General features: G+C 33.8%; 21 protein-coding genes. 9 read left to right on the top strand and 12 right to left on the bottom strand.

Features of this window, described 5'->3' with window-relative positions; genetic code table 11:
- The first annotated feature begins 10 nt into the window (after positions 1 to 10).
- The 6 genes from ES675_RS08975 (at position 11) to ES675_RS08950 (ending at position 4,733) form a co-directional block, all read left to right on the top strand.
- Positions 11 to 577, top strand: coding sequence for a DUF4126 domain-containing protein (locus tag ES675_RS08975; protein ID WP_066255465.1), 567 nt, complete (start codon positions 11 to 13; stop codon positions 575 to 577).
- A gap of 138 nt (positions 578 to 715) precedes the next feature.
- Positions 716 to 1,447 carry a 3-deoxy-manno-octulosonate cytidylyltransferase gene (gene kdsB, locus ES675_RS08970; protein WP_066255460.1) on the top strand — a complete coding sequence of 244 codons (732 nt, stop codon included), beginning with the start codon at positions 716 to 718 and terminating at the stop codon, positions 1,445 to 1,447.
- A complete protein-coding gene (locus ES675_RS08965; protein ID WP_066255454.1) occupies positions 1,438 to 2,142 on the top strand; it encodes an HAD family hydrolase in 705 nt (234 codons plus the stop codon). Before kdsB ends, ES675_RS08965 begins: the two co-directional genes overlap by 10 nt.
- Before the next feature lie 129 nt (positions 2,143 to 2,271).
- Positions 2,272 to 3,354 carry an iron-containing alcohol dehydrogenase family protein gene (locus ES675_RS08960; RefSeq protein ID WP_066255451.1) on the top strand — a complete coding sequence of 361 codons (1,083 nt, stop codon included), beginning with the start codon at positions 2,272 to 2,274 and terminating at the stop codon, positions 3,352 to 3,354.
- A 1-nt stretch (position 3,355) separates the two neighbouring features.
- Positions 3,356 to 3,904 carry a 1-acyl-sn-glycerol-3-phosphate acyltransferase gene (locus ES675_RS08955; protein ID WP_066255446.1) on the top strand — a complete coding sequence of 183 codons (549 nt, stop codon included), beginning with the start codon at positions 3,356 to 3,358 and terminating at the stop codon, positions 3,902 to 3,904.
- A 25-nt stretch (positions 3,905 to 3,929) separates the two neighbouring features.
- The gene (locus tag ES675_RS08950; RefSeq protein ID WP_066255445.1) at positions 3,930 to 4,733 is read left to right on the top strand and encodes a DUF4349 domain-containing protein; all 804 of its coding nucleotides are present in this window, start codon (positions 3,930 to 3,932) and stop codon (positions 4,731 to 4,733) included.
- A 95-nt stretch (positions 4,734 to 4,828) separates the two neighbouring features.
- On the opposite strand, the gene ES675_RS08945 is transcribed toward ES675_RS08950, so the two are convergent.
- The 8 genes from ES675_RS08945 to gcvT form a co-directional block, all read right to left on the bottom strand.
- The gene (locus tag ES675_RS08945; RefSeq protein WP_148367378.1) at positions 4,829 to 5,338 is read right to left on the bottom strand and encodes a hypothetical protein; all 510 of its coding nucleotides are present in this window, start codon (positions 5,336 to 5,338) and stop codon (positions 4,829 to 4,831) included.
- A gap of 80 nt (positions 5,339 to 5,418) precedes the next feature.
- Positions 5,419 to 6,903 carry a carboxypeptidase-like regulatory domain-containing protein gene (locus ES675_RS08940; RefSeq protein WP_066255439.1) on the bottom strand — a complete coding sequence of 495 codons (1,485 nt, stop codon included), beginning with the start codon at positions 6,901 to 6,903 and terminating at the stop codon, positions 5,419 to 5,421.
- A gap of 80 nt (positions 6,904 to 6,983) precedes the next feature.
- Positions 6,984 to 7,613 (bottom strand): hypothetical protein, encoded by a 630-nt coding sequence (locus ES675_RS08935; protein ID WP_066255436.1) that lies wholly within the window; start codon positions 7,611 to 7,613, stop codon positions 6,984 to 6,986.
- A 19-nt stretch (positions 7,614 to 7,632) separates the two neighbouring features.
- The gene (locus tag ES675_RS08930; RefSeq protein WP_066255432.1) at positions 7,633 to 8,355 is read right to left on the bottom strand and encodes a YebC/PmpR family DNA-binding transcriptional regulator; all 723 of its coding nucleotides are present in this window, start codon (positions 8,353 to 8,355) and stop codon (positions 7,633 to 7,635) included.
- 94 nt (positions 8,356 to 8,449) lie between these two features.
- Positions 8,450 to 8,746, bottom strand: coding sequence for a 4a-hydroxytetrahydrobiopterin dehydratase (locus tag ES675_RS08925; RefSeq protein WP_066255429.1), 297 nt, complete (start codon positions 8,744 to 8,746; stop codon positions 8,450 to 8,452).
- A 53-nt stretch (positions 8,747 to 8,799) separates the two neighbouring features.
- On the bottom strand, positions 8,800 to 9,630 hold the full coding sequence (locus ES675_RS08920) for a sugar nucleotide-binding protein (RefSeq protein WP_066255423.1): 831 nt from the start codon (positions 9,628 to 9,630) through the stop codon (positions 8,800 to 8,802).
- Between the two features lie 21 nt (positions 9,631 to 9,651).
- On the bottom strand, positions 9,652 to 10,566 hold the full coding sequence (locus ES675_RS08915) for a glutaminase (protein WP_066255418.1): 915 nt from the start codon (positions 10,564 to 10,566) through the stop codon (positions 9,652 to 9,654).
- Between the two features lie 8 nt (positions 10,567 to 10,574).
- Entirely contained in the window at positions 10,575 to 11,657 is a 1,083-nt protein-coding gene (gene gcvT / locus ES675_RS08910; protein WP_066255414.1) for a glycine cleavage system aminomethyltransferase GcvT, read from the bottom strand.
- A 187-nt stretch (positions 11,658 to 11,844) separates the two neighbouring features.
- On the opposite strand from gcvT, the gene ES675_RS08905 reads away from it, so the two are divergent.
- Entirely contained in the window at positions 11,845 to 13,479 is a 1,635-nt protein-coding gene (locus ES675_RS08905) for an aminopeptidase P N-terminal domain-containing protein (protein ID WP_148367376.1), read from the top strand.
- On the opposite strand, the gene ES675_RS08900 is transcribed toward ES675_RS08905, so the two are convergent.
- On the bottom strand, positions 13,476 to 13,991 hold the full coding sequence (locus ES675_RS08900) for a GNAT family N-acetyltransferase (protein ID WP_066255410.1): 516 nt from the start codon (positions 13,989 to 13,991) through the stop codon (positions 13,476 to 13,478). The two genes, ES675_RS08905 and ES675_RS08900, sit on opposite strands and share 4 nt — an antisense overlap.
- A 135-nt stretch (positions 13,992 to 14,126) precedes the next feature.
- Here ES675_RS08900 and ES675_RS08895 point away from each other — a divergent pair, with 135 nt between their 5' ends.
- Positions 14,127 to 15,695: a bifunctional ADP-dependent NAD(P)H-hydrate dehydratase/NAD(P)H-hydrate epimerase gene (locus tag ES675_RS08895; protein ID WP_066255408.1), complete on the top strand. Its 1,569-nt coding sequence runs from the start codon at positions 14,127 to 14,129 to the stop codon at positions 15,693 to 15,695.
- A gap of 181 nt (positions 15,696 to 15,876) precedes the next feature.
- Here the strand turns inward: ES675_RS08895 and ES675_RS08890 are convergent, their stop codons facing one another.
- Complete coding sequence (locus ES675_RS08890) at positions 15,877 to 16,914, bottom strand: TlpA family protein disulfide reductase (protein WP_066255403.1); 1,038 nt, start codon at positions 16,912 to 16,914, stop codon at positions 15,877 to 15,879.
- Between the two features lie 118 nt (positions 16,915 to 17,032).
- Between ES675_RS08890 and hutH the strand changes: the two genes are divergently transcribed.
- Positions 17,033 to 18,544 (top strand): histidine ammonia-lyase, encoded by a 1,512-nt coding sequence (gene hutH / locus ES675_RS08885; RefSeq protein ID WP_066255488.1) that lies wholly within the window; start codon positions 17,033 to 17,035, stop codon positions 18,542 to 18,544.
- Positions 18,545 to 18,593: 49 nt separating this feature from the next.
- On the opposite strand, the gene ES675_RS08880 is transcribed toward hutH, so the two are convergent.
- Positions 18,594 to 18,962 (bottom strand): hypothetical protein, encoded by a 369-nt coding sequence (locus tag ES675_RS08880; RefSeq protein ID WP_066255400.1) that lies wholly within the window; start codon positions 18,960 to 18,962, stop codon positions 18,594 to 18,596.
- Positions 18,963 to 19,043: 81 nt separating this feature from the next.
- Entirely contained in the window at positions 19,044 to 21,605 is a 2,562-nt protein-coding gene (locus tag ES675_RS08875) for an ATP-dependent Clp protease ATP-binding subunit (protein ID WP_066255397.1), read from the bottom strand.
- Positions 21,606 to 21,786: the final 181 nt, after the last annotated feature.

Here is a 21,786-nt window from a genome sequence, read left to right as displayed (position 1 = left end):
ACGGCAATCCATGACTTTAGAAACCATATTAAGTATCTTTTTGGGTGTCGGGTTAGCCGCTTCTGTTGGCTTTCGAGTTTTTGTTCCATTATTTGCTTTAAGTTTATCAGCGTATTTTAATGTTTTAGAATTAAACACATCCTGGCTGTGGTTAGGCAGTTTAACAGCTGTTATTACCTTTGGTGTGGCAACGTTATTTGAAATATTTGCCTATTATATTCCTTTCTTCGATAATTTATTAGATACCATAGCCATTCCTTTAGCAGCCATTGCCGGAACAGCTATTGTGGTATCCACAACTATAGATTTAAACCCTGTGGTAACATGGTCTTTAGCTATTATTGCAGGAGGTGGTTCCGCAACAGCAATTGCCAGCACATCTAGCGCTACGCGATTAGCTTCTACCGCAACTTCAGCAGGTTTTGCAAATCCTATTGTTTCTACTATTGAAACAGTTATGGCCGTTTTTATGACTATCATTTCACTTGTACTACCGGTATTAGCCTTAATTTTAGTCCTCGTTATTTTAGCGCTATCATTCAAAATTTTTAAAAAGTTTAGGACCTCAAAACCCTGAAATCAGGTTAAAATATCCTATTTTTGAAACTATTAATTACTATTTTTTACATGAAGCAAACATGCTAAAAGTTTTATCATTCAGAGAAATGATTATGAGTGAGTTGCTTGTTTCAAATTAAAGTTATAAAAAGAACACATGAAAATAATTTCCATGATTCCTGCGCGTTACAAAGCTTCCCGATTTCCGGGTAAGCTCATGCAAGATTTAGCAGGCAAAACGGTGATTTTACGAACCTACGAAGCAACCGTTAACACCCAATTATTTGATGATGTGTTTGTGGTTACGGATAGTGAAATTATTTATAATGAAATTGTAAATAACGGCGGAAAAGCCATTATGAGCAAAAAGGAACACGAATGTGGAAGCGATAGAATTGCGGAAGCTATCGAGTTTATGGACGATGTAGATATTGTAGTTAATGTTCAAGGTGATGAGCCTTTTACCGAAGTAGCTTCGCTTAAAAAACTAATTGCTGTTTTTAATAATGATCCACGAAAAGAAATTGATTTAGCATCTTTAATGGTTCATATTCATGAATGGGACGAGATTGCCAATCCCAATACCGTTAAGGTTATTGTTGATAATAATAATTTCGCTTTATACTTTTCAAGAAGTCCGATTCCGTTTCCAAGAGACAAGGATGTAGCCGTTACATATTATAAACATAAAGGTGTGTATGCGTTTAGACGTCAAGCACTTTTAGATTTTTACCGCTTACCGATGTTGCCTTTGGAAGCATCAGAAAAAATTGAGTGTATTCGGTATTTAGAGTATAGCAAAAAAATAAAAATGGTAGAGACCGATGTTCAAGGTGTTGAAATTGATACACCTGAAGATTTGGAACTAGCCAACAAACTGTGGAAATAAATTATAACAACATACACGTAATAGGCTTTGATGCTGATGACACGCTTTGGGTAAATGAAACCTACTTTCGCGATGCCGAAGTAGCTTTTGGAAAACTTTTATCGCCTTATGAAACCTTAAATAAAATAGACCAAGAATTATTTAAAGCGCATATGAGAAATTTGCCGCTTTATGGATATGGTATTAAAGGTTTTGTATTGTCCATGGTAGAAACAGCCATCGAATTATCCAACAATAATGTATCGGCTAAAACCATACATGCTATTTTGGATATAGGAAAAGATATGCTCGAAAAACCTATTGAATTGTTGGATGGTGTTGAGAATGTATTAAAAGAATTATCAAAAAAATACAAATTAATTCTTGCTACCAAAGGTGATTTATTAGATCAGGAACGGAAATTAGAAAAATCGGGTTTGTTAGATTATTTTCATCATATTGAAGTGTTAAGTGATAAAAAAGAAGCCAATTATTCCAGGCTTTTAAACCATTTGGAGATTAAGCCATCCCAGTTTTTAATGATAGGCAATTCATTAAAGTCGGATATATTGCCATTGGTAAATTTAAAAGCTCATGCTATTCATGTGCCTTTTCATACCACTTGGATTCATGAGCAAGTTGCCGAGAATGAAACGAACGGAAAAGCTTATAAAACAGTTAAAAGTTTGAATGAATTACTGGAATTGTTGGAATAGTGTCTGTTGATTTCAATAATTATAGCGATATTTATCAATTGAAATTTACAGCAAAACAAATAAGGAAAGATTAATAAAATAGTGCGTCAAATAAGTCCCATTTGATAAGCTGTTTCAGAACAATATTACATGAGTTACAAGAATTACCCAATGGTGTCTCGAGTTGTTTTTGGTCGAGGAAGTTTTAATCAGTTAGAGGATATCATTGCACCCAAGCGGTTAAGTGTTTCTGCACCATTTATTTTTTTAGTTGATGATGTTTTTGAGAAAAAAGCAACACTATCAGGACGTATTCCATTGGCTTATGAGGATCGCGTTATTTTTATTTCTGCTGAAGAAGAACCCAAAACAACGCAAGTAGATGCGTTAGTTGAAGAAATTATACTTACCTGTAAACAACGACCTTCAGGAATTATTGGTATTGGTGGCGGAACCGTTATGGATATGGCCAAAGCTGTAGCGATTATGATTACAAACGAAGGAGAATCTAAAGATTATCAAGGTTGGGATTTGGTTAAAAATCCGGCCATTTACCACGTTGGTATTCCTACTATTTCAGGAACAGGTGCCGAAGTTTCTAGAACAACCATTTTAACAGGACCTGTTAGAAAATTAGGTATTAATAGTGATTACACACCTTTTGATCAAGTTATTCTGGATCCAGAATTAACCATAGGCGTTCCAAAAGACCAGTGGTTTTACACAGGAATGGACTGCTATGTACATTGTATAGAATCCTTAAAAGGAACATACCTAAATGCCTTTAGCGAAAGTTATGGCGAAAAAGCATTAGAACTTTGTATAGAAATTTTCCTAGAAGATACATTAGACGAAAAAGAGTCTGCCGATAAATTAATGATGGCTTCCTGGCATGGAGGCATGAGTATTGCCTATTCACAAGTTGGTGTTGCCCATGCTATGAGTTATGGTTTAGGCTATTTATTGGGTGTTAAACATGGTGTTGGAAATTGTATTGTTTTTGAACATTTAGAAGAATATTATCCAGAAGGAGTTGCCATGTATAAAAAAATGCGCGCCAAACACAACATTAAGATTCCACAAGGTGTTTGTGCCAATTTAACAGATGAACAATTTGATATTATGATTGATGTGGCTTTAAGTCTAGAGCCGCTTTGGGAAAACGCCATTGGTAAAAATTGGCAAAAAGTGATTACACGTCAAAAATTAAGAGACCTTTATTCTAAAATGTAATATGCGCAGGTTAGCTAAATTTATTTATTTTAAACTAATAGGTTGGCGTATTACTGGGAATGTAACGTTCTCTCAAGATACCGTAAAAAAAGCCGTTCTCATTGCTGTGCCACATACCAGTTGGCATGATTTTTATATTGGTGTATTGTTACGTCAAGTAGCACACGTAAAATCTAATTTCATTGCGAAAAAAGAATTATTTATTGGTCCAATAGGTTGGTATTTAAAAGCCATTGGAGGCGCGCCAATAGACCGCGGAAATAACCAAAATAAAGTAGATGCTATTGCGCAATTATTTAATGAACGTGATGAGTTTCGTTTAGCGCTTGCTCCCGAAGGCACGCGAAAAAAAGTGACCGAATGGCGTACCGGTTTTTACTACATTGCTAAAGCCGCCAACGTGCCGATTATCATGTTTACATTAGACTTCAAAAACAAGCAAAATAAGATTTCTGAACCCTTTTATCCAACGGATGACATGGAAGCAGATTTCAAATTTATGAAAGCCTTTTTTGAAGGAGTGGAAGGGAAGGTGGCTGCTTACTCGTAAAGCATCGTATTTGTTACCCACAATTATGAAGAAACTAATACATATTATCGGAATCATTTTGCTTATTGCAGCTTTTGGCTGTGAAAATAATGAGAAGCGTTCAAAATCTATGAACCTTGGTGAAATGCTAATGGAGGATAGCCAAGAAACGATTGTTGAAACATCACATGAAATTCAATCGGAAAGGAAACTTATTAAAAATGGAGACGTTGAATTTGAATCTGAAAATTTAATAGCTACTCGAAAAAATATCTTTAAGACAATTGAAAAATTTAAAGGCTACTCTACTTCTGATAATGAGTATAAATATGTATATGAAATTAGAAATACATTAACAATACGAGTGCCATCTGAAAACTTCGATGATTTATTGAAGGAAATAACACAAGGTGTTTCGAAATTTGATAGAAAAGAAATTACTATTACAGATGTTACTGCAGAATTTCTGGACATTGACCCACGTTTAAAAACTAAAAAAGAACTTGAAAATAGATATTTAGAAATTTTACAAAAAGCAAATACGGTAACCGAAATTCTTGAAGTAGAAAAGCAAATCGGCGAATTACACGCTGATATTGAATCTATTGAAGGAAGATTAAAGTTTCTTAATAATCAAGTTTCATTTTCAACGTTAAATGTCAGTATTTATGAAACGATATCTAAAGAAAATGAATTTGGTGAAAAGTTTAAAAGCGGTTTTAAAAATGGCTGGGAAAACTTGATAATATTTTTTGTTTTTTTAGCTAACATTTGGCCGTTTATTCTGATAACCGTTGGAATTGTCATTCTAATACGTGCTTGGAGAATAAGGAGCGTAAAACAAAAATAACTGTGGGCAACACTTTGATGATCCATTGCGCATTGAAAGAAAGGTAACATAGCAAATTGAAACTAATAATAAACACCTAAAATCAAGCCTCTTTTTTATATAAAGGCAATACTCTCCAAAATAGCCATAGCATCATCATGGTGCTTTTTATAGAGGTTTTTAAGCGAAGAATAGTTGTAATTATAATAGTTGCCATTATGTTGAAAATACACGGAAAATTCTTTATTAATATGACCTTGAAAAGTTGATTCCAGGTTATGAATATAAATGGTTCCCAATCGGTTTTTTTCGGAATAGGATTCTTGCTTGATAATGGTTCTTGAGTTATTCGTTTCGTTTATTCTAACTTGAACAAATTCTTCAAAAGATTGGTCGTTTGTTAATTGAAATTGAAATACAGAAACCGAATTTTGAAAGGGATTATCATCCATAGAAAGCGGTGTATAACTTACATATCCATGACTTTTAAAAGCATGCCATTTTTCAGGTTTTATAACTGTAAAATTCTGGGTATTTATAAACGTTTCAACTTCTGAACTTACAGTTTGAGTCGTGCCACAACTAGTCATAATCCAAATGCATAATACTGATAGGAAGTTTTTCATGGATTTAAATAGTACGTTAAGTTTCAATTTATAGCGCAATATAGCACAAAAAAAAAGCCGAATAAAATCGGCTTTTTTAATTAATCGGCTATCTTAAAATCCTTCATTTCTTGAAGCGGCTCTAACACATTATAATCTTTCCAAATGGAAGCATCGTATTTCTTAATTGTTTCGAAATCCATGGTTTTACCTTCTTGAACGGCTTCAAAATCTGCTGAATTTACCTGATTTACATCCAGCATTAATATTTCAGTACGTTCTTTGAAAGTTCCTTCAACTTTGAAGTTAAAGGCTGTTTTATTGCTGCTATTATCATTTTCAATGAACTTGATAGGTCTGTTGATATAAAAATAACGATCTATTTCACTTTTTATATAATATGGATAATAGTAACCATCGCTATTTTTCTTGTAAGCTACAGAACCGGCTTTATTATTCTCAATAAATTTAATCCCTAATATTAAACGCAAATTAATTTTCTCGCCTACACGTCCAGGATAAAATGCGTAATCGGCTCGTAATACTGCAAAGGTTTGATTGGAAACATACATGGTTCCTTGGTAATTTGCTGAACCTCGTCTGGGTTCAAAGTTTATAATATAAACCATTTCGGTATCTAAAAAAGTTAAACCTGTTAGCTCATAATCATATTTTCTGGTATCCGTAATGAAATCTAATTCCGGTTCTTCCGTAAGCGGATTCACTTCTTTTACCATATTAAAAGCAGCTTCTCGAACAAAACGAACGGCATTTATGGAGTCTGAAACTTTATCGCTTCTGTTATTGAGTGATACAGAATCTGAAACGGTAAACCAACCCGATTTTACGGTGTATACTTTGCTTGTATCCAAATGTTTTAATACAATATCATTGCCTTTATCGGTCATTTTTTCTAATGACTGCTCATTGCTTTCATCTAGAAGCTTAACCGCTTTTTCAACTTTTAATTTGGCGTTTTCAGTATCTTTTATATACAGCGTGGAAACCATATCTGTATATTGTTTGGAAGCGTTATTAAGAAGCGACTGTTCTAGTTCATCAAAATCTTTATTAAAAGCGTCCAATTGATTTTTCTTGAAATTAGACGATTTTTCTATTTCAAAATCTGCTGCTTTTCCATCCACATATTCGGTACGTCTTCCAAACATTTTTAAAGCTGTTTGATCCAGTTTGTAGTTCTTTGAAGCATGCGCTTTCACATAATATAAAATAGAGTCAATTTCTAGTTTTCTATCTGTAACATATACTTCTGAAAGTTCGTTTACATGATCGTTTAAAATATATTCTTTGGATTCAAACTCTTGAACTTGAAAGCCTATCTTTTCATAACCCATACAAGAAATGAATACGGAATCGGTAGATTGAAAACCAGATACGCGCATGTTAAAATTGCCTTCGTCGTTGGAAATTACACCGTAATCTTCTCCAATTTGAATGGTAGCAAAAGGAATAGGCTCATTCTTGGTGTCCAAAACTTTTCCAGTAACGGTTTGACCGAAATTAGAAAAAGTAAGTAGAAAAAGGCAAGCTGTAAAAAGCGTTTGAAATTTAAGTTTAGATACCATAGTCGTGTTTTAGGTTAAGACGAATTTAACGACTATTTGTTACATTTTGAAAAAAATACGATCTAAAGGGAATTTTTATTCTAATAATATTCTAGAATACCATTTATGGTATAGACAATATCAAAATCGCCAAAATATAATTTATAGGTGCCATTTGGTCTAATAAGAAGGTGATATAATTGGATATTTGGTTCCGTAAAAATGGTGGATTCTAAATAGTTGGTATCGTCAATAAAAACGTAATTATCTTTATCTTGGGTTATACTAGACTCTTTACTACCAATTAAAAAAGAAGCGAATTCCGAAGAATGCTTATCCATAAAACCCCAATACAAGGAATCGGCAACATCCTTTTTAAAAATGTCATCATGCTGCTTATAATAGTGAAGAAGTAAATTTTTATCTGGATCTATTTTCTGCTGAAGAATAGTTTCAATAGCAGTAACCATTTTAGAAATACTCCCTTGTGAAATGGATGTAAGTTGGCCTTCAACAATTCGTGGTTGTAATTGTTTGATGATGACGTTTTCGGTTTCTCTAGTTTGTACAAAAGATGCCGCGTCTAAACGTTTTTTAAATTTCCGTTTGCAGATTTTTTCGCCTTCTAAATCTTGATAAATAACCTTCTTATTATCTTTTTGCGCAAAACTTGAGCTTGCTGAAAAACAAAATACAAGTGCAAAAGCTAAAAAAAGGTGATTTATTTTCAAAATTAAATGTGGGTTTAAATTAGTCTTCTGTGCTTTCTTCCATAGTATGATACACGTTTTGAACGTCATCATCTTCTTCCAATTTCTCTAGAAGTTTTTCTACATCAGCAGCATCTTCTGGGCTTATTGCTTTAGTAACTTGTGGAATACGTTCAAAACCAGATGATAGAATTTCAATATTTCTATTTTCTAATTCGGCTTGAATGGCTCCAAAATTTTCAAAAGGTGCATAAATTAAAATCCCATCGTCATCGGCAAAAACTTCTTCTGCACCAAAATCTATAAATTCTAACTCTAATTCTTCAGGATCTAAACCTTCGCCTTCAATTCGGAAATTACAGGTATGATCAAACATAAAAACAACGGAACCAGATGTTCCTAAACTACCATCACATTTATTAAAATAACTGCGTACATTGGCAACGGTTCTGGTATTATTATCTGTAGCTGTTTCTACAAGAATAGCAATTCCGTGCGGTGCATAGCCTTCAAAAATAACTTCTTTATAATCGCCTTGATCTTTATCAGATGCTTTCTTTATGGCACGTTCTACGTTGTCTTTCGGCATATTAACCGATTTGGCATTCTGAATTACAGCACGTAACCTGGAATTAGAATCTGGATCTGGTCCACCTTCTTTAACAGCCATAACAATGTCTTTACCAATACGCGTAAACGCTTTACTCATGGCAGACCAACGTTTCATTTTTCGTGCTTTGCGGAATTCAAAAGCTCTTCCCATAAAATAATTAAGAATTAAGAATTAAAAAGTAATAGTTTGTTTATTGACAAATTTAAAAAAATAATGTAAACACAACGGCTTACGGTTTACAATTTTACTCATCGTCTTCAGGAACGACGATAGCGTCAATAGCCTGTGCAAGTTTAAAATCTTTGTTTGTTACACCTTCTTCATCATGTGTAGATAATGTAATGTATAAAACGTTATATACATTGCGCCATTCTGGATGATGATTTAAAGCTTCGCACTCAAAAGCAATTCGACTCATAGCACTAAAGCAATCTTTGAAATTTTCAAATTCAAATTCCGCATGGATGGCGTTGTCGCTATATTCCCAATCTGGAAAACGCAATAATTTTTTCTCGATATCTTCTTCTGATAATTTACTCATAGTATGTGTTTTTATAGTGTTAAGAATATAGCTAAATTACGAATGAAAAACAACTAAATTTCTATTTCTGATATAAAATCTTTACTCGTAAACTGTAAATGTTTTGGTAATAGATTATATTTTGGTAAAACGGCTAAATAGCGATCGTCATTAGTGGTATAAACGTTTTTAAGAAGCACGTTTTCAAAACCTAGCGAGTTTATAATTTCTAAAATATATTCGTCGTGGTGTACCAAATCCGTACTGCCAATATGAAAAACGCCACTTTTATTTCGGTTAATGATATAATGAATTTGCTGTGTTAATTTCACATCTGTGGCAATATTCATAATCAGGTTTGGAAAGACTTCAATGGCTTCTTTATTTTTAATGAATTCTTTTATTTCGGTTATTCTAGGCGACTGATTTCCAAAAACCATCGGTAATCTAATGATGGCAACTTGACGCTTTGGCAAGCGCAATAGCATGTTTTCAATTTTTATTTTGAAATGTCCATAAACACTATCACTTAAGGTTTTATCACTTTCATAACTTGGGTATTTACTGTAGGAATCAAATACATTGGCTGATGATAAAAACAGCAATTTACTTTTATGCATTTGTAAATATTGTGCTATATGAGAATGCGCAATAACTTGTGCATTAAAATCGCCACGAAGTGCTGAAATAATAATCGTGGGTTTAACGATTTCTAAAATTTCAAACACATCATCTTCTTCAACGTCATATTGAAAAAAATGTTGATTTTTTTCAAATTCACGTTTGGATGTTCGGTAGGTACCAAATGTTTTAAAATAGGAGCAGAGTTCTTTATAAAGGGCATTTCCTATAAAGCCACTAGCACCTAAAATAAGTATTCTATGTTTGTTTTCTATTGCCGACATGGCTAAATTTAGAACTGTTTATTAAAAAATAGATTGATTGGTAAGCGTTGTAAATTGCTCAAGCGCTTGCATGCCTAATTTAGAATTACCACGTTCATTTAATCCGGGCGACCAAACGGAAATGGTAAACTCATGCGGTAATGCAGCCACGATACCTCCACCAACACCACTTTTTCCGGGTAGTCCAACTTCAAAGGCAAATTCGCCAGCTTCGTCATAAAAACCACAAGTAAGCATAATGGCGTTAATGCGTTTTGCTTGACTTTTTGTAATGCGTGCCACTTGTGCTAAACATTTCCCTTTATTGGCAAATAGAAAGAAGGCTTTTGTTAATTGAGAGCAGGTCATTTCCAAAGAACATTGATGGAAATAAAAGTCTAAAACATCATCAACTGAATTATTAAGATTGTTGAAGGATTTTAAAAGATTAGCCGCAGCATAGTTGTTAAAACCTGTTTCTTTTTCCGATTGTGCGACTTTCAAATTATAGGAAATAGAATCATCACCAGTAATATCTTGAACATATTTTAAAAAATCAGCCTTCGGATTTTCCAATTCTGAAACCAAAATATCAGCAATTACAATAGCGCCGGAATTGATTAATGGATTCCGGGGAATCCCTTCTTCCAACTCTAAAAGCGATAAATGGTTGAAGGGGTTTCCCGAAGGTTCCACATCCACACGGTCCCAAATATGTGTTCCAATTTTAGACATGGCCATTGCAAGTGTCAGAACTTTTGAAATACTTTGAATGGAAAATCCAACTTCCGAATCGCCAACCGCAAATTCTTCACCAGAAATAAGTTTTAAGTGCATACCGAAGCGCTCTGGATTTACGCGTGATAATTCAGGAATATAACGCGCAATATTGCCTTTGTCTGGTTCCTGAATTACGTTTGCGTGTATTTTATTTAAAATGGCTTGGTAATCTATCATATAGTATTTTAACCTTTATAAAAAGGTAGTTTTACAACCGTTGCTGGAACGGCATTCTTACGAATTTGAATGTTAATTTTTGTGTCAAAAGCGGTGTGATCCATTGTAACATAACCTAATCCTATTCCTTTTTTAAGCATTGGAGACATAGTTCCAGATGTCACAATTCCTATCACATTCCCATCATTATCAACAATGTCATAACCACTCCTTGGAATTCCTTTTTCGTCTAATTCAAAAGCTATAAGCTTACGTTTTGCACCATTCTCCTTTTCTTTGGCAAGGTTTTCAGAATTAATAAACGTTTTAGTGAATTTTGTAATCCAACCTAAACCAGCTTCAAGAGGTGATGTGGTATCATCAATATCATTACCATATAAGCAATAACCCATTTCTAAACGTAAAGTATCACGAGCAGCTAAACCTATTGGCTTAATCCCGAAATCTGCACCAGCTTCAAAAACTTTATCCCATATTTGTTTCACTTCCGTATTCTTACAGTAAATTTCAAATCCACCACTTCCTGTATAACCCGTTGCAGAAATGATGATGTTTTCTATTCCTGCAAAATCGCCAACCACGAAATTGTAAAATTTAATGGCAGATAGATCATGACTTGTTAAGGACTGCATGGCCTCAATAGCTTTAGGTCCTTGAATGGCTAAAAGTGAATAATCATCACTAATATCTACCATTTCAGCACCAATATCGTTTTTAGATGTAATCCAATTCCAATCCTTTTCAATATTGCCAGCATTGACAACTAAAAGATAGGTTTCTTCTTCAATTTTATAAATAATTAAATCGTCAACAATTCCGCCAGTTTCATTTGGTAAGCAGCTATATTGTGCTTTTCCAATGGTTAATTTGCTAGCATCATTAGTCGTTATTTTTTGAATTAATTCAAGGGCTTTTGGGCCTTTGATTAAAAATTCACCCATGTGCGAGACATCAAATACACCAACGGCTTTTCGTACTGTTTCGTGTTCTATATTTATACCTTCATATTGAACTGGCATATTGAAACCTGCAAAAGGCACCATTTTTGCCCCTAATGCTTCATGTGTTGATGATAAAGCTATATTTTTCATACGTATATTCCGTTTGAACGGACATTTTAATTAGACTTCGATTGTGTCACAAATGTATTGAAATTTATCTGTTTTAAGGAGTCGCTTTAAGGTTAATCTAGGCTTAAAAGTTTGTTAATTTTTTTAGTTAAAAGGTGTCTTTTCTATTTTATCTTTTAATTTAACGGTGGTTTAAAACGCGTATATCATGAAAAATTTTATTATTACTGTATTTACGGTTTGTATGACACTTATTCTACAAGCACAAGATGGCTTACCAACCGATTATTTATCAGCCGAATTTCATAAAAGTAGACGTGATGCGTTGCGCAGCAGTATGCCTGAAAATTCTGTCGCTGTCTTTTTTGCGAATCCTGTGAGAAATAGAGCTAATGATGTGGATTTTATCTACCATCAAGATCCTGATTTTTATTATTTGTCAGGTTATAAGGAACCACATGCTGTTTTAGTTTTGTTTTCTGAAAATCAAACGAATTCTGAAGGTGTTTCATACAACGAATTAATTTATGTTCAGGAGAAAAATCCGCAAGCAGAGCAGTGGACCGGAAAACGGTTAGGTATTGAAGGTGCTAAAAATCAATTAGGTTTTGATATGGCTTTTAATGGGAGCGGTTTTAATGAATCAGGTGTTGATTATACCCATTTTGATAAGGTTTTATTTAATAATTTTAATAATGATTATCGCGATTCTAAACGCAACCAAGCGGATTTACATAGTTTAATTGAACAGTTTAAGCAACAAGCTAATTATGATGAAAATTCGTTGCCAGATCCTATGAAATCTCGAATTTATGAAATGATTAAAGCCACAGATATTGAAAATAGTGCTAATGTGGCTCAAAATATTGGTCGTGCTTTAGAGTACTATCCTAATTTAAAAAAGGATAAAGTGATTTCAGATTATGCAGAATCAACAGATCCAAATGTGCGTTTGGAATTGAAACAACAAATTATAAAAATAGAGCAGGAGACGCCAAAATCTAATTTGGACACCCAAAGTTTATCTACACTAATGGCTGGTTTGCGCCAAATTAAAACCGAAGAAGAGCTGGTATTACTTACAAAAGCTGTTCGAATTTCGGCTATGGGACAACGGGAAATTATGAAAGCCATGCATCCAAACATGTCCGAAATGGAAATTCAAGGCATCCATGAATTTGTATATAAAAAATATGGTAGTGAGTACGAAGGCTATCCTAGTATTGTAGGCGCAGGAAATAATGGCTGTGTGTTGCATTATATTGAAAACAGTAAAATGCAAGTAAATAATGAATTGGTACTGATGGATTTAGGAGCCGAGTATCATGGATATTCTGCTGATGTTACCCGGACTATTCCTGCTAACGGGAAATTTACCAAAGAGCAAAAAATTATTTATGATCTGGTTTTTGAAGCTCAAGAAGCTGGTATTGCAGCATCCAAAGTAGGCAATGGCTTTAATGCGGCTGATGCTGCTAGTCGAGCCGTTATTCATAAAGGATTAATTGCTTTAGGAATTGCAGAAAATGATAAAGAAGCCAGAAATTATTTTCCCCATGGTACATCTCATTATTTAGGATTAGATGTTCATGATCCTGGTCTTTATGGTGCCTTTGAACACAATATGGTTATTACTGTTGAACCTGGAATTTATATTCCAGATGGGAGTAATTGTGATGAAAAGTGGTGGGGAATTGCAGTAAGAATTGAAGATGATATTTTAATTACTAATAATGGTCCCGTAAATTTATCAGCAGAAGCGCCTAGAACATCAAACGAAATTGAAGCGTTGATGACCGAGAAAAGTGCTTTGGATGATTTTGTGTTACCCACTTTAGATTAATACGTTAAAAGCATCTGATGATTGGGATTGGAATGGGTTTCTGAAATTTTAAAATCATAACTGCCTACAATTTCAAATCCTGTTTTTTTATAGAAATTCACGGCTCTATGGTTTTCGGTCCAAACATATAACCACATACCAGATTGGGTGTTTTTCTGTGAGAGTGAAACATTAAAATTTAATAATTCTTTACCTAATTTTAAATTATGAAATGCTTTCAGAACATAGATGCGTTCTAGTTTGGTTACATTTTTAAACGGGATGTTCTTTTGAGGAATGGAATACATTATTTTAGAATAGCCAATCGGTTTTTCATCATATAAAAGAATATGAAAAATGTTATTAGAGTCCACCAGTTCTGTTTCAAAAGCTGTTTTTGTGAATTTTAAATTAATATAAGTATCTATATCAGTTTTAGAAGCACTCACACCATGAGACTCCAAAAATGTTTGCCTTCCAATTAAGGAGAGTGTTTCGGCATGACTGACGTTCGCTTTAATAATTTTGATCATTTAACAAATAAATTCAACTGATTTATAGGTTTCAAAAGTATAATTTTGAAGTGAAGATAAGTTCATAATATAAAAATAACTGTATTTTTGAAAGAACGTCCGTTTTATTAATATAGATAAAAGTTACGATTACCCATGAAAATATTTTCAGATAAACAGATTTACGAAGGTGATAAACTCACGGCCCAAAAGCAAAACATCACATCCACCGAACTCATGGAACGTGCGGGCATTCAAATTTTCAATTGGTTGCATTTACGGATGCAAGGTGCTCAAGTTCCCATTCACGTTTTTTGTGGCATTGGAAATAATGGCGGTAATGGGTTGGTGGTAGCCCGACATTTAATTAACCATGGTTACAATGTGCATACCTTTGTGGTCAACTTTAGTGATAAACGTACCAAGGATTTTTTGTGTAATTATGATTTAATAAAACAAACCACAAAAAAATGGCCTACGCTTATTGGCCCTGATGATGATTTTCCAGAAATTGGTCCTGATGATATAATAATTGATGCGGTTTTCGGTATTGGATTAAATCGTCCAGCTGACGATTGGGTGGTTAATTTGTTTCAACACTTCAAAGTTTCCAAAGCATTTACGCTTTCTATAGATATTCCTTCCGGAATGAAAACAGATGCTGTTCCAGCTGATGAAAACAATGTGGTTTGGGCAAATCATACATTGAGTTTCCAGTCTACTAAACTCGCTTTCTTTTTGCCAGATACCGCTAAATTTACGGAACAATGGGAAGTTTTAGATATTGGTTTTGATCGTGAATATTTAATGAAAACCCAAACAGCAGTAGATTTAATAGGAAAGCAAGAAGTGCTCCCTATTTATAAACCACGTGATAAATTTTCGCATAAAGGAACCTTTGGTCACGCACTTATTATTGGTGGAAGTTATGGTAAAATAGGGGCAGCTCTTTTGGCAAGCCGTTCGGCTCTATCCATTGGAGCAGGATTGGTAACAGCTTTTGTGCCTAAATGTGGCTATATGCCATTTCAGTCTAGTTTTCCGGAAGCTATGATTATTACTGACGAACAGGATGAATGGATTAGCAATATTCAATTCAATATGACACCAACGGTTATTGGTATTGGTGTTGGTATGGGAACAGAAAAAGCGACTGCTGAAGCTTTAAAAGTGTTTCTAATCACAAACAAAACACCTTTAGTTATTGATGCTGATGGCATAAATCTACTATCTAAAAACAAAGATTTATTAAAGTTATTACCAAAAAATACGGTTTTAACACCACATCCTAAAGAGTTGGAACGCTTAATTGGTGCGTGGAAAGATGATTTTGAAAAACTGAAAAAAGTCAAAGTATTTTCAAAGAAATATCAGGTAATTGTTGTGATTAAAGGCGCTTATACTTTAACCGTTTTAGAAGATAAAATATATATTAATTCAACCGGAAATCCTGGATTGGCAACTGCTGGCACTGGTGATGTTTTAACAGGAATTATTACAGGACTCATTGCCCAAGGCTATGATTCCTTGGCCGCGTCGGTGTTTGGTGTGTATCTACACGGTAAATCAGCTGATATTGCTGTGCAAGGGTTAGGTTATGAAGCTATGACAGCCACACATGTGATTGAAACATTAGGTGATGCGTATTTGGATTTATTTGAACAACAAGAACCTCTGGAAGTAGAAGCGGAAGAGAAAGAAGAAAAAAAGTCTCAAACCAAATAAAGAGTAGACCTTATTTCAATGAACTAATTTTTTAGAATTCCTGCTAATCGCCATTCTGAACTGGTTTCAGAATCTCATATTCTTATTTGTAAGGCATTATTTTAAAGCAAATAATAAACTTTATTATAAAAAAAAGAGTCGCAATTTTTTGCGACTCTTTAATATTGAAATTATTCAGAATTTAGATATTTAATTCTGTTAATAGTTCTTTTAATTCATCACTTGAAGGTCTTGGCGCATCTGGAGATACCACATTTCCTGCAGGATCAATTAAAATAAAACGTGGAATACCGTTTATTTTATAGGCTTGGATAAATTCAGTTTGCCATCCTTTTGGTGCAAATAATTGAATACCACCTAATTCTTTATCCGCAATCATGGCTTTCCAATCTGCACGCGCCTGGTCCCAAGAACCTTTATGACTCTTGTCATCGTCTATAGAAAGACTTACAAATTGGATATCTTTTCCGTGGTATTCTTTTTCAATTTCTTTTAAGAATGGAATTTCCGCTTTACAGGGTCCACACCAAGTTGCCCAAACATCAATATAAACATACTTACCCGCTAAATCTGAAAGGGAAGTCGTGGTTCCATCATAGTTTTCATAATCGCTAAATGTTGGAGAAGGTGCGCCTTTAGGAAATTCCTTTTTTAAAGTAATAGCAGATCCAATGAATGATTTATAAGATTTTAGCATAGGTTCTAAGCTCTTATTTGCACTATTGGTAATACTTGTATCTATGGCTTTATTGGAGTTGTAAAACTCACTTAGTTCTGTTTTAATCTTATCAAGTTCTGTTTCTAACGTTTCCATTTCAGAAATTTTACTCAACGCTTCAAAATCAATTAACTGTTCTTCTTTTAAAGATTTTTGAGCTAAAAAATTACTCTGTTCAGAACCTGTTCCTGTGTACTTGATACTTTCATCAAACATTTTTGTATCGATAGTCATGTTAATTTCATAACCATTTTTTAAGAATACAGACGTAGATTCGGAACCATCAAAAAGGTTGTAAATACCTGCATCTACTTTAAGAGTATCACTAAAAGTTCCATCGTCATTTACAGCTATTGTTTTAGCATAATCACGCGTTCGTATAAGTAATGAGTCGCTGTTTTTATTTGTTATTTTTCCCGAGAAAGTCACATAGTCTTTAGGTGCTTCTTCTTGGCAAGCAAAAATGGATAATGCTGCAACAAAAATTAAGGTTTTTTTCATGGTTTAAAATAGTTTGTTTATTCAAAAATAGAATTTTATCATGAATTATAAATGAAATGTTACTATTTGTTTGCATAATACGTATTGAATGTGGAATTTTGGGACAACTTTTATACACATGAGACCAATCCATTATATTTCGCAAGAAACCATTGATTTAGAAACTATTTCAGCCATTTTAGAAGAAGGCAAAACTTTGGAATTAGCAGATGGTTCTATTAAAAAAATTCAAGCCTGTCGCGATTATTTAAACGAGAAACTTAAAAATCAAGATTCGCCAATTTATGGTATAAACACGGGATTTGGTTCGTTGTATAATGTGAAAATTTCAAAAGAAAATCTAACCAAACTTCAAGAGAATTTGGTGATGTCTCATGCCTGTGGCACGGGTGAATTGGTTCCAAAACCAATTATAAAACTCATGTTATTATTAAAGGTACAATCTTTAAGTTATGGACATAGTGGCGTGCAATTAGAAACGGCACAACGCTTAATGGATTTTTATAATAATGATATTTTACCAGTTATTTATACGCAAGGTTCTTTAGGAGCTTCGGGTGATTTAGCACCTTTGGCACATTTGGCACTCCCGCTTATTGGAAAAGGAGACGTTTATTTTGAAGATGCTGTTCATACTTCTGAATCTATTTTGAAGAAATTTAATTGGGAACCAATAACCTTGCAATCCAAAGAAGGGTTAGCCCTTCTAAATGGTACGCAATTTATGTCAGCTTATGGAGTTCATTTATTGATGAAGGCTTATAAGTTGTCTTATTTTGCTGATTTAATTGGAAGTACATCTTTAGAAGCTTTTGATGGTAGAATTGAGCCATTTAATGAATTAGTTCATTTGGTGCGTCCACATAGAGGACAGTTAAAAACGGCAGAACGTATTCGTGAGTTTTTAGAAGGTAGTGAGTTAATTGGTCAAGATAAAGTTCATGTTCAAGATCCCTACTCGTTTAGATGTATGCCTCAAGTTCATGGAGCGAGCAAGGATACATTAGATTTTGTAAGAAAAACATTTATAACAGAAATTAATTCTGTGACTGATAATCCAAACATATTTAGCCAAGATGATTTAATTATTTCTGGCGGAAATTTTCATGGACAACCATTAGCTTTGGCTTTAGATTATATGAAAATTGCCATGGCTGAATTAGGGAATATATCGGAAAGACGTGTGTTTCAATTAGTGTCTGGATTACGTGGTTTACCAACATTTTTAGTGGATAATCCAGGTTTAAATTCTGGCTTTATGATTCCGCAATACACAGCAGCTAGTATTGTAAGTGCTAATAAACAATTGGCGAGCCCTGCAAGTATAGATAGTATTGTTTCCAGTAACGGTCAAGAAGATCATGTAAGTATGGGAGCCAATGCAGCCACGCAAGCTTATACGTTGGTTCATAATGTTGAACGTATTTTGGCTATTGAATTATTTAATGCGTCTCAAGCTTTGTATTTTAGAAAACCTTTAAAATCTTCAGCTTTTATAGAATCGGTATTAATGGCTTACCGCCAGGATGTGTCCTTTGTTTCTAATGACAGAGAATTGCATATTGATATCAAAAATTCGATATCATTTCTTTCAAATTTAGAAATAGATGTGCACGAAATTTACGCATAAAATGTGCGCAAAATTTAGCTGTTTTTATTGATTTATTTGGAAGGAATGTTTATGCATTGCACAATTCGTCAGACCAAGTAATAGCTTCATCTAATGACTTAAATGCTTTAAACGGAATACTTATAAAGTTACTTTCAAAATCTGTATTATCAATTTTCACAGAATCACCAAAAACAACAGCAAATCCTGCAAGGTTTTTGATTTTCGATGTTTTAAAGTAAATATTCGGATCTACAGAATAGGAGTTTTTTCTGTGTGTAATATAAACGAACTTTTTGTTACCATAATAATTCAAGGCAATATCATCAAGCACTTGATTGTAATCAACTGAAACGGTTACGCCTTCTTTCATTACTACAATCAAATAATGATTGTGGAAGGTAATGTTTCCAAACGGATATGTTTTAATAACAGGCATATTTAAAGTTAAGTAAAATTTAGGACATAAAAAAACTCCACAAATGTAAGTGGAGTTTTTCAATTTTAAACTATCTATTTTTTAAGATTCAGTCTTTTTTTTTCCGGACTCAATTTTAATTTTTAATTCATTGGTTTTAGCATCTAAATCCATAGAGATTTTATCGCCTTCAGAAATTTTTGAATTGATTATTTCTTCAGCCAAGGTATCTTCAACATACTTCTGAATAGCACGCTTTAATGGTCTAGCGCCATATTGTTTGTCGAAACCTTTATCTGCAATATAATCTTTGGCAGCTTTACTTAATTTAAGTGTATAGCCAATATCCTTGATGCGTAAGATGAGTTTATCTAATTCAATATCAATAATCTTATTGATATCTTCTTTTTCAAGTGCATTAAATACTACCACATCATCAATTCTATTCAAGAATTCTGGGGCGAAAGCTTTTTTCAACGCATTTTCAATCACGCTTCTGGCATTTGCATCTTCTTGAGATTTCTGCGAAGACGTTCCAAAACCAACACCTGTACCAAAATCTTTTAGTTTACGAGAGCCAATATTGGACGTCATGATAATAATGGTGTTTCTAAAGTCGATTTTACGACCTAAACTATCCGTTAAATAGCCATCATCCAACACTTGAAGTAGCATATTAAACACATCTGGATGCGCTTTTTCAATCTCATCAAGTAATACTACGGCATAGGGCTTGCGTCTAATTTTTTCAGTTAATTGACCACCTTCTTCATAACCTACGTATCCTGGAGGTGCACCAACTAATCTTGAAATCGCGAATTTTTCCATGTACTCACTCATGTCGATTCGGATTAATGAATCTTCACTATCAAATAATTCTTTTGAAAGCACTTTAGCTAATTGCGTTTTACCAACGCCTGTCTGGCCTAAAAATATAAATGAACCAATTGGTTTATTTGGATCTTTAAGTCCTGCACGATTTCGTTGAATAGCTTTAACCACTTTGGCAACAGCTTCATCTTGACCAATAACTTTACCTTTAATTAAATCTGGTAAAATGGCCAATTTATTACTTTCTGTTTGTGCAATTCTATTAACAGGTATTCCCGTCATCATAGAAACAACATCAGCCACATTGTCTTCTGTTACGGTTTCACGATGTAACTTGGTGTCTTCTTCCCATTTCTCTTGAGCAATGGCTAATTCTTTTTCCAAACGTTTTTCATCGTCCCGAAGTTTAGCAGCTTCCTCATATTTCTGTTTTTTAACAACACTAGATTTCGTGGCTTTTACAGCTTCTAATTGTTCTTCTAATTCAACAATTTGGTCCGGAACATTAATGTTAGTGATGTGCACGCGTGAACCTGCTTCATCTAAAGCATCAATAGCTTTATCTGGTAAAAAACGATCCGTCATATACCGATTTGTCAATTTCACACAAGCTTCAATGGCTTCTGGCGTATATTCCACATGGTGATGCGCTTCGTATTTATCTTTAATGTTATTTAGAATTTCAATAGTTTCATCAACCGTTGTTGGTTCTACAATAACCTTCTGGAAACGTCTTTCTAACGCACCATCTTTTTCTATATACTGTCTGTATTCATCTAAAGTAGTGGCGCCAACACATTGTATTTCACCTCTTGCTAAAGCTGGTTTAAACATGTTTGAAGCATCCAAACTTCCTGTGGCACCACCAGCACCAACAATGGTATGGATTTCATCAATAAACAGAATGATATCGTCGTTTTTTTCTAGCTCGTTCATAACGGCTTTCATACGCTCTTCAAACTGTCCACGGTATTTTGTACCTGCAACCAAGCTCGCTAAATCTAGAGTTACAACGCGTTTGTTGAATAAAATTCGAGATACTTTTCGGCTGACAATTCTATTTGCTAAACCTTCAGCAATGGCGGATTTACCAACACCAGGTTCACCAATTAAAAGTGGGTTGTTTTTCTTACGTCTACTTAAAATTTGAGATACACGTTCTATTTCTTTTTCACGACCTACAACAGGATCTAATTTACCTTCTTCAGCCATAGCTGTTAAATCGCGTCCAAAATTATCTAAAACAGGGGTTTTAGATTTCTTATTCGTTTTTCCTGTAGGTGAATTAAATAAATTATCTTTTGATGTGTCGTCATCTGAAGCGGAATCATCATCTGGAAAAGATTCTGATTTCGGCTCTCCTGTAATATCAGGATAATTTTCGTCGTTTGTTATCATAAACTTGAACTGTTCTTTTACGTTATCATAATCCACTTTCAGCTTATTTAAAAGCTTGGTTGTGGGATCGTTGTCGTTTCTTAAAATGCACAAGAGCAAATGCGCTGTATTTATGGAGCTACTCTGAAAAAGTTTCGCTTCCAAAAATGTGGTTTTCAATGCCCGTTCCGCTTGCCTAGTTAGGTGTAAGTTTTTCTTGTTATTTGAAGTTACTGCCATATTAGGATTTGCAGGACTTAAAATTTCAACCTTGCGCCTTAAATGGTTTAAATCTATTTCTAAAGCACTTAAAATATCAATAGCTTTTCCGCTACCATCACGTAATAATCCTAGCATTAAATGTTCAGTGCCTATAAAATCGTGACCAAGCCTTAAAGCTTCCTCTTTACTATACGCAATTACGTCTTTAACTCTTGGTGAAAAATTGTCATCCATAAATAATTCCTTTCTGCATTAAATGTACTAAAGATATTAGTAAGGACAAAAATCATACCTTAAATAATAGTTAGTATGCTAATAGACAAAAAAAAGTTTATAAAGACAAAATATTTAACAGCATACTTATTAACGAAAAGCAGGGTTTTAATTGTTAATAAAAATTCCGAAAAAACATAAA

The sequence above is a fragment of the Algorimicrobium algoritergicola genome (genome assembly GCF_008086165.1).
In the GTDB taxonomy this organism is placed as follows: Bacteria; Bacteroidota; Bacteroidia; order Flavobacteriales; family Flavobacteriaceae; genus Algorimicrobium; species Algorimicrobium algoritergicola.
The sequence above is the reverse complement of the archived record's forward strand: the minus strand, read 5'-3'. Positions and strand labels throughout refer to the sequence as shown.